This is a genomic window from Pseudomonas sp. FFPRI_1, assembly GCF_055384485.1.
Window position 1 is genome coordinate 4233428 of record NZ_AP029168.1, and the last position, 11999, is coordinate 4245426.

Sequence of the window (11999 nt, forward strand, 5' to 3'; positions counted from 1 at the left end):
CGCTGTTTCTGGTCCTGTTCATTGTCTTGATGCTGGTACTTACGGTGACCGGCATCAGCCAACTGGTCGCCCCCAAGCTGCGGCATACCGAAGAACAGGTGGTCCTCAACCGCATCGCCGAAGTGGCGCAGCGCATCCAGGGCGAACTGCACAAGGTCCAGGCCCAGCAACGCAGCATCACCCAGACCATTCCCCTGCTCGACAGCGACAGCATCGACAAGGTCCTGCCGGGCCTGGTGGACCAGTACGGCGAACAGAAAGTCTTCGGCGGCGGCATCTGGCCCCTGCCCGGCCAGCGCACCCCGGGCCGTAACAAGCACAGCACCTTCTGGCACCGCGACGCCTCCGGCAAGCTGGTGGTCAATAGCTTCTGGAACAGCGACCCGGCGCCCAACTACTACGAGCAGACCTGGTACCGCGGCGGCCTGCAGACCACCCCCGGCCAGTGTGCCTGGGCCGCAGCCTACAAGGACGACGCCAGCGCCGAGCCGCGGACCAACTGCGCCATGGCCATCCAGCGCGACGGCCAGCCCTGGGGCGTGGCCACCATCGACGTGACCCTGGGCTTCTTCAACGAGCTGGTGGCCCGCCAGGAGAAAGCCCTCAACGCCCAGATGCTGATCGTCGAGGCCGACGGCAAGATCATCAGCAACAGCTCGCGGATCAATGGCCAGATCGTCCTCAAGAACATCCGTGACCTGAGCAGCGGCTCGCCCTTCGCCGCCCAGGTCCAGGCCGCCCTGGCCCGGCACGACAGCGGTGCGCAGCGCGCCGAGTTCGATAATGCCGGGGTGCCCAGCACCTTTTTCATCAGCGCCATCCAAGGCACGCCCTGGTTTCTCGCCAGCGCCCTGCCGACCCAGTTGCTCACGGCCCAGCGCGATGAGGTGCTGAGCACCCTGAGCCTGTTGCAGATTCCCATGGTGATCCTGCTGGTGCTGCTGCAGGTCTATGCGATCCGCCAACTGGTGCAGCGGATGAAGGTCCTCAAGGGCAATATCGACGCCCTGGCCACCGGCGACGCCGACCTGACCCGGCGCATCACCATCCGCGCCGAAGATGAACTGGGGGCCATCGGCCATTCGGTCAACCGCTTCATCCAGTACCTGCAGGGCATGATCGGCGAAGTCACCCAGGCCACCACAGCCATGGCCGGCAGTCTCGAACAGTTGCAGCAGAGTTCGGCCCACAGCCAGCAGATTCTCCTGCGTCATGCCTCGGAAACCGACCAGACGGTGACCGCCATCACCCAGATGAGCAGCACCGCCGACAGCGTCGCCGCCAACGCGGCACAGACCGCCGACTTCACCCGTCGCGCCAACGAGCATGCGGAGCGTTCGCGGGTGGTGGTGGGCGAAGCCTCCGGCAGCGTCATCGCGCTGATCGACGAGGTCGCCGAGGCCACCCACAAGGTCGAAGCCATGCAGGCCGACGCCCAGCGCATCACCGAGGTCCTCGGGGTGATCGGCGCCATCGCCGGGCAGACCAACCTGCTGGCCCTGAATGCCGCCATCGAGGCCGCCCGGGCCGGGGAACAGGGGCGCGGTTTCGCGGTGGTCGCCGATGAGGTGCGTGCCCTGGCCGGGCGGACCCAGGACAGCACCTCGCAGATCAACGAAATGCTGGCCCGCCTGACCCAGGGCGTGAGCTCCTCGGTAAGCGCCATGGAGAACACCCAGAGCAGTTGCCAGTCCGCGGCGGATGCCACGGCACGGGTCAACAGCGGCCTGGACCAGATGGCCGACTCGGTCAGCCAGATCAACAGCCTCAGCACCCAGATCGCTACCGCCGCCGAACAGCAGAGCGCGGTGACCGAGGAGATCAACCGCAGCATGGTGAGCATCCGACACATGGTCGAGGAACTGGTGCAAAGCGCCCGGGCCGGTGAAAGCAACACCCAGAGCCTGTTGCAGGCCAACGCCCAGGTCAGCCACCTGATGGGCCGCTTCAAAGTCCGCTGAACGGTCTGCCCCCGTCGCTGGCAAGGCGCCACGGCGGGGCTATATTTGCAGCCTCCGGTCACAAGGAAGTGGGGTGCATCATGGGTCAGCGCCAGACACACCTGTTGCAAGAGCAGATCAGCCATGAGCTGTTCATCCAGGCCAGCATCGACACCGTCTACTACTACGTGACCCAGCCGGATCGCTGGCCGGAATGGCACCCCAGTTCCCTGCGGGCCGATACCGGCCTGTGCGGTTCCCTGCCCGCCGGCCATCGTTTCAGTGAGGTCCTGGATTTGCTCGGGGTCCAAATGCCCCTGAGCCACCGGGTGCTCAGTGCAGTCTTTCCCAAGGAGTTCAAGACCGTCTTCAGCTCCACCGCGCTGGACGGCTCGGTGCTCTTCCAGCTGAGCAAGCTGAGCGATGGCACGCTGTTCAGGCGCACCCTGAGCTATGCCACCGACCTGCAACTGAGCGGCCTGCGAACCCGCATGGAACGACTCTCGGCGCAAGCCATGGCCAACCTCAAGCAGCACCTGGAAACCCCAGGCAACTGAGGGCAAGCCGTCAGGCGTGTCTGCCTCGCCCCTGTGCCGCTGCAACCGAGCGGCGCCCTAACGCTCGCAAATCCATCTCCGTTCCAGGCCACCGAGGCCACGGCGCAGCCATTGAGCCGGCCCGTGCAGCCCTGGGCCTGAAGCCCTGGGCTGACAATTATGTAACCTGAACCTCAGTTTGCTGACAGCCACCGTTGATTAGCCTGGCAACCAATCTGCAATTCTAGGACTGACGGGGCTCTATCGGCATGCATGGCAATCCAACAAGACGCAGTGTGATCAAAGGCCTGGCCGCCGGTGCGGTACTGACCGGCAGCGGACTCTGGCGGCAACCAGTGTGGGCCCAGGACAGCGGCAGCTACCCCCAGCAGCTGAGCGGCCGCCAGTTCGACCTGTTCATCGCTCAAACGCCGGTCAACTTCACCGGCAGCCCGCGCACCGCCATGACGATCAACGGGGGCCTGCCCGGCCCCTTGCTGCGCTGGCGCGAAGGCGACACCGTGACCATCCGTGTGCACAACCGCCTCGACCAGGACACCTCCATCCACTGGCACGGCATTCTCCTGCCGGCCAACATGGATGGGGTGCCGGGGCTGAGCTTCCACGGCATCGCACCGGATGGCCTCTACGAATACCGCTTCCAGGTACGGCAGAACGGCACCTACTGGTACCACAGCCATTCCGGGCTGCAGGAGCAGGCCGGGGTCTACGGCCCCCTGGTGATCGATGCCCGTGAACCGGAGCCCTTCAAGTACGACCGCGAACAGGTGGTGATGCTCAGCGACTGGAGCGACCAGGCACCGGAACGCCTGATGCACATCCTGAAAAAGCAGTCCGGCTACTTCAACCAGCACAAACGCACTGTTGGCGACTTTATCGAGGATGTCAGCCGCGACGGCTGGGCCGCCACCGTCGCCGATCGCAAGATGTGGGCCGAAATGAAGATGAGCCCCACCGACCTGGCCGATGTCAGCGGCGCCACCTACAGCTACCTGCTCAATGGCCAGACTCCCGGCAGTAACTGGACCGGGCTATTCCGGCCGGGGGAAACCCTGCGCTTGCGCTTGATCAATGGCTCGGCCATGACCTACTTCGATGTGCGGATTCCCGGACTGAAAATGACCGTGGTCGCCGCCGATGGCCAATACGTGCATCCGGTCAGCGTCGACGAACTGCGCATTGCCGTGGCCGAAACCTACGATGTGCTGGTCGAGCCGGGCCGGGAGCCGGCCTATACCCTCTTCGCCCAGTCCATGGACCGTAGCGGCTATGCCCGCGGCACTCTCGCCGTGCACCAGGGCCTCAGCGCGCCGGTTCCGGCCCTGGACCCGCGTCCGCTGATCAGCATGGCCGACATGGGCATGGACCACGCCAGCATGGCGGGCATGGACCACGGTGCCTCAGCCGGCATCGGCGAGCTGCAGAGCATGGATCAGGAGCAGATGGCCGGCATGGACCACAGCGCCCCGTCCAGGATCGACAGCATGCCGAACATGGACCACAGCCAGATGGCTGGCATGGACCATGGAGCAATGAGCGGCATGGCCCCGATGCAGTCCCATCCGGCATCGGAACGCGGCAACCCGCTGGTGGACATGCAAACCATGAGCCCTGCGCCCAAGCTCGCCGACCCGGGCATCGGCCTGCGCAACAACGGTCGACGGGTCCTGACCTATGCCGACCTGCGCAGCACCTTCGACGATCCCGATGGCCGTGAGCCAAGCCGCACCATCGAGCTGCACCTGACCGGGCACATGGAGAAGTTCGCCTGGTCCTTCGACGGCATCAAGTTCAGCGATGCCCAGCCCTTGCGCCTGACCTACGGCGAGCGGGTGCGCATCACCCTGGTCAACGACACCATGATGACCCACCCCATCCACCTGCACGGGGTCTGGAGCGATCTGGAGGATGAGCAAGGGCGTTTCCTGGTGCGCAAGCACACCATCGACATGCCTCCAGGCACCCGGCGCAGCTATCGGGTCACCGCCGACGCCCTGGGCCGCTGGGCCTATCACTGCCACCTGCTGTTCCACATGGAGATGGGCATGTTCCGCGAAGTACGAATCGAGGAAGCGAGGGTCCCGGCATGAAGCTCACACTCTCCCGGCTCTTGCCCGGGGCCCTGCTCGGCCTCGGCTTGTGCAGCGCCCAGGCCGCCGACCATCGGCCAGCCTCCGGTGCCGGCGAACAGCTGCAGATGAACACAATGGCCGACGATGGCTGGCAGGCCATGGACAGCGCCCCGGCGCGCAGCACCTCGCGCACGCCGATACCGACACCGACCGATGCCGATCGCCGGGCCGCCTTTCCCGAAGTGTCCGGGCATGGCGTGCATGACAAGGCCATCAACTCGTTCTGGCTGCTCAATCAGCTGGAGTACCAGGACGCCGACCAGGGCAGCGCCCTGGCCTGGGAATTGAACGGCTGGGTCGGTGGCGACATCGATCGCCTGTGGCTGCGCAGCGAAGGCGAACGCAGCGCGGGGGTCACCGAAAAAGCCGAACTCGAGGCCCTCTGGGGACACGCCATTGGTCCCTGGTGGGATCTGGTTGGTGGCGTGCGCCAGGACTTCAAGCCCGGTTCACCGCAGACCTGGGCCGCGTTCGGCCTGCAAGGCATGGCCCTGTACAACTTCGAGAGCCAGGCCACCTTCTATATAGGCGAAGCGGGCCAGACCGCCCTGCGCCTCAAGGGCGACTACGACATCCTGCTGAGCAACCGGCTGATCCTGCAACCCACAGCCGAGGTCAACCTCTACAGCCGCAACGACCCGCAGCGCGGCAGCGGCTCCGGGCTGGCGCAAACCGAAGCCGGCCTGCGCCTGCGTTATGAACTGCACCGCCAGTTTGCGCCTTATGTGGGGGTGACCTGGAACCGCAGCTATGGCAGTACCGCCGACTATCGCCACGAAGAAGGCGAAAAGCGCAGCGAGGCGCGCTGGGTCCTGGGCCTGCGCCTGTGGTTCTGAGCCTGTACCCCGCACCTCAACAGCAATCCCCCACCTCTCCCCCTTGTCGCCAGGAGCCTTGCATGCCCTACCTGAAAAAACTCAGCCTTGTTCTCGGCTGCTCACTGCTGTTGGCCGGAATCGCCCAGGCCCACCCGAAACTGCTGTCCTCGCTGCCCAGCGAAGGCGCTCGCGGCCCTGCGCCGGAACGCATCGAGCTGAAGTTTTCGGAAAGCCTCACCCCGGCCTTCTCTGGCGCCCGGCTGATGATGACCGCCATGCCCGGCATGGCTCACCCACCGATGCCGATCAAGGCCGGCATCGCGCCGGGCAGCGACCCCAAGACCATGATCATCACCCCGGCCAGCCGCCTGGCAGCCGGTGGCTACAAGGTCGAATGGCGGGCGGTTTCCGCCGACACCCACCCGATCACCGGTGCCGTTACCTTTACCGTGGATTGAGCTATGGACCCTGCCATCACCATCGGCCTGCGCCTGGCCCTGTACCTGGACCTGATGCTGCTGTTCGGCCTGCTGCTCTTTCACAGCCCCACAGCCTGCCAGTCGCGGCACCTGCAACGCCTGGTGCCGGGCCTGGCGCTGCTTGGCCTGCTGCTATCGCTGGCCGCCATGCTGCAGCTGGCCCTGGACCTCAGCGGCTTGAGCCACGTCAGCGAGTTGCAGGCCCAGACGCTGTGGATGCTGTGGACGCAAACCGCCGTCGGCCAGAGCTGGGGCGTACGCCTGCTGATGCTGCTGGCGGTCCTGGCCCTGGCCGGCCATGCCCGGGCATCCCTCCGACGCTGGATCGCGCTCGGCTGCGCAGGCATCGCCCTGGCGACCCTGGCCTGGGCCGGGCACGGCGCCATGAGCGAAGGGACGCGCCATGTCCTGCACCTGTTCAACGACATCCTCCACCTGTGGGCGGCCGGAGCCTGGATCGGCGCGTTGGCCGCATTCCTCCTGCTGCTGTACAGCCGGGCCCCGGCCGACGAAGCACAGGTACGCCTGCTGGCCAGTCGCCTCAGGGGGTTCGAGCAGGCCGGTGGGCTGATCGTGTTCACCCTGCTGCTGAGCGGGGTACTCAATCACCTGCTGGTCAGTGGCCCGGAGTTCATCACCCTGCAGGACGGCCTCTATGGCTCACTGTTGCTGCTCAAGCTACTGCTGTTCGCCGTCATGCTCGCGCTCGCCGCACTCAACCGCTGGCAGCTGACACCCCAACTGCAGCGCTCAATCCAAAGCGGCGACCACCGGCCAGCGATCGCCGCCCTGCGCCGCAGCCTGGCACTGGAGGCATCGTTGGCAGTACTGGTGCTCTGCCTGGTGGCCTGGCTCGGCACCCTGAGCCCGACCAGCGCCCGCAGTTGATTGGTATAACTTTGATACACAAGCCTCGCTCCTGGCGCGTTAAAAACCGCAAAATGCATGACGATCCATCCGGGCCTCCCGGGCCTTCTCTTTCGCTCAACACGAGACACTGCATGAAACACTCCCTGCGTCTGGCGGCCTTGTCCGCGCTGTTCCTCACCTCCCTGGCCCAGGCAGGCGACTTGATCCCCATCGACGTGCACCGGGACGCCAACTGCGGCTGCTGCAAGAAATGGATCGAGCACCTGCAGGACAACGGCTTTGCCGTCACCGACCATGTGGAGGACAACATGAGCGCGGTCAAGCAGCGCCTGGGCGTCGCGCCCCGCCTGGGCTCCTGCCACACCGCGGTGATCGACGGCAAGTTCGTCGAGGGCCACGTGCCCGCCGAACAGGTGCTGGCCCTGCGCAAGCGCGACGACCTGCTGGGCATCGCCGCCCCGGGCATGCCCATGGGCTCGCCCGGCATGGAAATGGACGGCATGGGCGCCGACGCGTTCCAGGTCATCGGCCTGACCCGTGAAGGCCGGGACGTAGTGGTCGCGGACTACCCGGCCCGTTGATCCTCGGCGCCTACTTCAGCCTGTTCGGGGCGGCGTTCATTGCCGCCACCCTGCTGCCCCTGCAATCGGAAGCGCTGCTGGTAGGGTTGCTGCTCAACAGTCAGGCCGCCGTCCTCGGCCTGTGGCTGGTGGCGACCCTGGGCAATGTGCTGGGCTCCCTGGTCAACTGGTGGCTGGGGCTGCGCCTCGAACACTACAAGGACCGTCGCTGGTTCCCGGTCAGCCCGCGCCACCTGGAACGGGCCCGGGTGCATTACCAGCGCTGGGGCCACTGGTCGCTGCTGCTGAGCTGGATGCCGGTGATCGGCGATCCGCTGACCCTGGTGGCCGGGGTGATGGGCGAGCCGCTCAAGCGCTTCGTGCTGATCGTCACCCTGGCCAAGGGCCTGCGCTATGCGCTGCTGGTGTGGCTGACCCTGGGCTGGATCGGCTGACCCTGAGCCCGTTACCTGGCGGGGCCGCACCCCCTGCCGCAGCTTTTACCCGCCAATCCTGCGACCCCGTTGAACCTTTGGTTGCCGGGGCTGCCTGTGCTTAACGTTGCCCTAATCGCACCGTTCCAGCATCGCCCACACCCTCAGGAGTGCTTCCATGTTGCCCATTGCCGCTCGTTGGCTGAGCCCCCTGCTGCTGACCCTGGCCCTGCCTGCCCTGGGGGCCGAGGCACCGGTCTACGGCCCGCAGTTGCAGGGCTTCGCCTACCCCTATGCACTGCAGCACTTCGATTTCCAGTCTCAGGGCCAGTCCCTGCAGATGGGCTACATGGACGTCCCGGCCAAGGCGCCGGCCAATGGCCGCAGCCTGGTGCTGATGCACGGCAAGAACTTCTGCGGCGCCACCTGGGACAGCTCGATCAAGGCCCTGAGCGCCGCTGGCTACCGGGTGATAGTCCCGGACCAGATCGGCTTCTGCAGCTCCAGCAAACCCGAGCACTACCAATACAGCTTCCAGCAACTGGCGCAGAACACCCATCAACTGCTGGACCACCTGGGAATCGACCAGGCCAGCCTGCTCGGGCACTCCACCGGCGGCATGCTGGCTACCCGCTATGCCCTGCAGTACCCGGACCAGGTGCAGCAACTGGCCCTGGTCAACCCCATCGGCCTGGAGGACTGGAAAGCCCTCGGCGTCCCCTGGCGCAGCGTCGACCAGTGGTATCAGCGGGAATTGCAGCAAAGCGCCGAGGGCCTGCGGGCCTACGAACAGCAGACCTACTACGCCGGGCGCTGGAAGCCCGAATACCAGCGCTGGGTGGACATGCTCACCGGGCTCAACCAGGGCCCCGGCAAGCGCCTGGTGGCATGGAATTCAGCGTTGATCTACGACATGATCTTCACCCAGCCGGTGTACTACGAGTTCCAGGACCTGAAGGTGCCGACCCTGCTGCTGATCGGCACCGCCGACAGCACCGCGATCGGCAGCGATATCGCCGCGCCCGAGGTCAAGGCGCGGATCGGCCATTACCAGGACCTGGGCCGCCAGGTGGCTAAGCGCATCCCCCACTCGACCCTGATCGAGTTCCCGGGGTTGGGCCACGCACCGCAGATGGAACAACCCGAACCCTTTCACCAGGCCCTGCTGGGCTGGTTGCAACGTCCCTGACCGAGGAGCCCGGACATGCCCCTGCAGATTGCGGTAATCGACGATTGGCAAGACGTGGCCCGCGACGTGGTCGACTGGTCGCCGCTGCAGAACATCGGCCAGGTCAGTTTCCTCCACGACTACCCGGCGGACACCGCGACCCTGATCCAGCGCCTGCAGCCCTTTGAGGTGATCTGCGTGATGCGCGAGCGCACGACCTTCGACGAACCGCTGCTGCGCGGCCTGCCCCAGCTCAAGCTGCTGCTGACCGGCGGCATGCGCAACGCCGCCATCGACCTCCAGGCGGCCACGGCCCTGGGCATTCAGGTGTGCGGCACCGACAGCTACAAGCACGCCGCGCCGGAGCTGACCTGGGCTTTGCTCATGGCCCTGAGCCGCAACCTGGTGAACGAAGCCAACGCCCTACGCAATGGCCACTGGCAACAGGGCCTGGGGGGCGATCTGCAGGGCAAGACCCTGGGCATCCTCGGCCTGGGCAGCATCGGTCAGCGGGTGGCGCAGTTCGGCCAGGTGTTCGGCATGCGCGTGATTGCCTGGAGCGAGAACCTTACCGCCGAGCGTGCCAGCGCTGCGGGCGTCACCTATGTCAGCAAGCAGCAGTTGTTCGAACAGGCCGATGTGCTCTCGGTGCACCTGGTGCTCAGCGAGCGCAGCCGCGGCCTGGTGGATGCCCAGGCCCTGGCCTGGATGAAGCCCCAGGCGCTGCTGGTGAACACTGCCCGGGGGCCGATCGTCGATGAAACGGCGTTGATCGCCGCCCTGGAGCAAGGTCGGCTGGCCGGCGCCGCCCTCGATGTGTTCGCCCAGGAGCCACTGCCTGCCGACCACCCCTTGCGGCGCCTGCCCAACGTCCTGGCCACGCCCCATATCGGCTACGTCAGCCAGCAGAACTACCGCCAGTTCTTTTCGCAGATGATCGAAGACGCACAAGCCTGGCACGCCGGCCAGCCGATCCGCCGGCTCAACTGAACGCCCGGGCGCGCCCCACGCTGCCCGTTTTCGGGCAGTGCCCGGGGGGCGGCGCACCAGCCCCTTGCGTCCCCTCACCGTTTTCGTGCCGGCAGCGCCAACGCCACGCTCCGGGCCAGTGCACGGCCGACCTTTCGTCGGGAGAAATCCACCCAGCTCTCCCGGGCACGGTAAAAAAACCGCTCGGCTCGGCACCGCTCTAGGTTCTGTCCTAGACTGGTTTTCGCCGCGTGACCGGGCAGTCACATCGGCCATGAAAAAGTCGAAACTTTTCGCTTCGGCCCACGGTCAGCTTAAAGGTAGGGTCGCTGCCACTGGTGCATTCCTTGCAACGGCTCCTCCACCCTTTCTGCTTCAGCATTCGAGCAGCTCAGGCTGATCGAAGTGTGGCGCCTTGCGCCCGGCCACAGGAATTGGCCGACAGCATCGGCTGAGGCACAGGAACAGATCGATAAAAAACGGGAGAGACATATGATCAGCGCCGTATTGGACACTCAGGGAGAGCATCCTCAACAGCCAGCCGGTGAACGTGCCGCCCCCTCGACACCGGTTCCGGGGGGCAAGACCCTGTTGCCGCTGGCACGGCAGAACCCCAACCGCAAGCGGGTGCTGTTCGTCACCTCGGAGCTCGCCGACCTGGTGAAGACCGGCGGCCTGGGCGACGTTTCCGCCGCCCTGCCCCGGGCCATGGCCCATCTGCATGATGTACGGGTGCTGATCCCCGGCTACCCCCAGGTGCTGCACAGCGAGAACCCGATCCATGTCATCGGCGAACTGGGCGGCCATGCGGCGCTGCCAGCGTGCAAGATCGGGCGCATGGACATGCCCGACGGCCTGGTGATCTATGTGCTGATCTGCCCTGAGCTCTACGAGCGCGAAGGCACCCCCTACGGCGCCAACAACGGCCGTGACTGGCCGGACAACCACATCCGCTTCGCCCGCCTGGGGCTGGCAGCGGCCGACATCGCCGCCAACCTGGCGCAGATCCACTGGTGCCCCGACCTGGTGCACGCCCATGACTGGCCTGCGGGCCTGACTCCGGCCTACATGCACTGGCGCGGGCAACGTACCCCGACCCTGTTCACCATCCACAACCTGGCCTACCAGGGCGTGGTCAGCCTGGCCTCGTGCCCGGAGCTGGGGATTCCCGAACACGCCCTGCAACAGGAAGGCATGGAGTTCTACGGCAAGCTGTCGTTCTTGAAGGCTGGCATGGCCTACGCCAGCCACATCACCACGGTCAGCGCCACCTACGCCCAGGAAATCACCACCCCGGCCTTCGGCTGCGGGCTGGACGGTTTTCTTGCCAGCAAGACCCAGCAGGGCCTGCTCAGCGGCATCCCCAATGGCATCGACGAGAGCTGGGACGCCGCCACCGATCCACATCTGTTCTGCCCCTTCAGCCTCGGTGACTGGGAGGGCAAGGCCGCCAATGCCAGCCACGTGCGGCAATTGTTCGGCCTGGAGCCCAGCGATGGCCCGCTGTTCGCCGTGGTCTCGCGGCTGGTCTACCAGAAGGGCCTGGACCTCACCGAAGCCGTGGCGCAGTTCATTGTCGAGTCTGGCGGCCAGATCGCCATCATTGGTCGCGGCGAACCCGAAGAAGAGCAGTCCATGAGCGCCCTGGCCCGGCGTTTCCCGGGGCGCATCGGGGTGCACATCGGCTTCAACGAAACCGATGCCCGGCGCATGTTCGCCGGCAGCGACTTCCTGCTCATGCCGTCACGCTACGAGCCCTGCGGCCTCAGCCAGATGTACGCCCAGCGCTTTGGCTCGTTGCCGGTGGCGCGTAACACCGGCGGCCTGGCGGACACCATCGAGAATGGCGTCACCGGTTTTCTCTTCGATGAGTCCACCGTGGCCAGCTACCAGGAAGCCCTGACCCGGGCCTTCAAGGTGTTCGCCTATCCGGCGTTGCTCAACGCCATGCGCTGCCGCGCCATGGCGGCCCCCTTCAACTGGTGCAAGGCAGTGGAGCCCTACGCCGAGCTCTACGAACAACTGGTGGCCAAGGCCCTCGGACAAGCCGCCCGGCAGTAGGGAGGCCCCAC

10 protein-coding genes and 2 pseudogenes are annotated in these 11999 nt (G+C 66.0%); all 12 read left to right on the forward strand.

All coding sequences use genetic code 11. The features are described from left to right. Window positions 1-29: 29 nt before the first annotated feature. A pseudogene (locus tag ACZ5BO_RS18785) lies at window positions 30-1100 on the forward strand (HAMP domain-containing protein); the annotation flags it as partial. 345 nt (window positions 1101-1445) lie between these two features. Beyond that, a pseudogene (locus tag ACZ5BO_RS18790) lies at window positions 1446-1961 on the forward strand (methyl-accepting chemotaxis protein); the annotation flags it as partial. A gap of 80 nt (window positions 1962-2041) precedes the next feature. Continuing rightward, window positions 2042-2497 (forward strand): SRPBCC family protein, encoded by a 456-nt coding sequence (locus ACZ5BO_RS18795; protein WP_025127475.1) that lies wholly within the window; start codon window positions 2042-2044, stop codon window positions 2495-2497. Between the two features lie 248 nt (window positions 2498-2745). Further along, the gene (locus ACZ5BO_RS18800; protein ID WP_464696061.1) at window positions 2746-4587 is read left to right on the forward strand and encodes a copper resistance system multicopper oxidase; all 1842 of its coding nucleotides are present in this window, start codon (window positions 2746-2748) and stop codon (window positions 4585-4587) included. Then, on the forward strand, window positions 4584-5465 hold the full coding sequence (locus tag ACZ5BO_RS18805) for a copper resistance protein B (RefSeq protein WP_464696062.1): 882 nt from the start codon (window positions 4584-4586) through the stop codon (window positions 5463-5465). Before ACZ5BO_RS18800 ends, ACZ5BO_RS18805 begins: the two co-directional genes overlap by 4 nt. Window positions 5466-5527: 62 nt before the next feature. Beyond that, window positions 5528-5905, forward strand: a complete 378-nt coding sequence (copC, locus tag ACZ5BO_RS18810; RefSeq protein ID WP_025127478.1) for a copper homeostasis periplasmic binding protein CopC — start codon at window positions 5528-5530, stop codon at window positions 5903-5905. Between the two features lie 3 nt (window positions 5906-5908). Then, entirely contained in the window at window positions 5909-6814 is a 906-nt protein-coding gene (gene copD, locus ACZ5BO_RS18815) for a copper homeostasis membrane protein CopD (protein WP_464696063.1), read from the forward strand. Between the two features lie 113 nt (window positions 6815-6927). After that, window positions 6928-7377 carry a DUF411 domain-containing protein gene (locus ACZ5BO_RS18820; protein WP_025127480.1) on the forward strand — a complete coding sequence of 150 codons (450 nt, stop codon included), beginning with the start codon at window positions 6928-6930 and terminating at the stop codon, window positions 7375-7377. Beyond that, entirely contained in the window at window positions 7374-7811 is a 438-nt protein-coding gene (locus ACZ5BO_RS18825; protein WP_025127481.1) for a YqaA family protein, read from the forward strand. Before ACZ5BO_RS18820 ends, ACZ5BO_RS18825 begins: the two co-directional genes overlap by 4 nt. Before the next feature lie 157 nt (window positions 7812-7968). Continuing rightward, window positions 7969-8979: an alpha/beta fold hydrolase gene (locus ACZ5BO_RS18830; RefSeq protein WP_464696065.1), complete on the forward strand. Its 1011-nt coding sequence runs from the start codon at window positions 7969-7971 to the stop codon at window positions 8977-8979. Window positions 8980-8994: 15 nt separating this feature from the next. Next, entirely contained in the window at window positions 8995-9948 is a 954-nt protein-coding gene (locus tag ACZ5BO_RS18835; protein ID WP_464696066.1) for a D-2-hydroxyacid dehydrogenase family protein, read from the forward strand. Between the two features lie 471 nt (window positions 9949-10419). Continuing rightward, complete coding sequence (gene glgA / locus ACZ5BO_RS18840; RefSeq protein ID WP_025127484.1) at window positions 10420-11988, forward strand: glycogen synthase GlgA; 1569 nt, start codon at window positions 10420-10422, stop codon at window positions 11986-11988. Window positions 11989-11999: the final 11 nt, after the last annotated feature.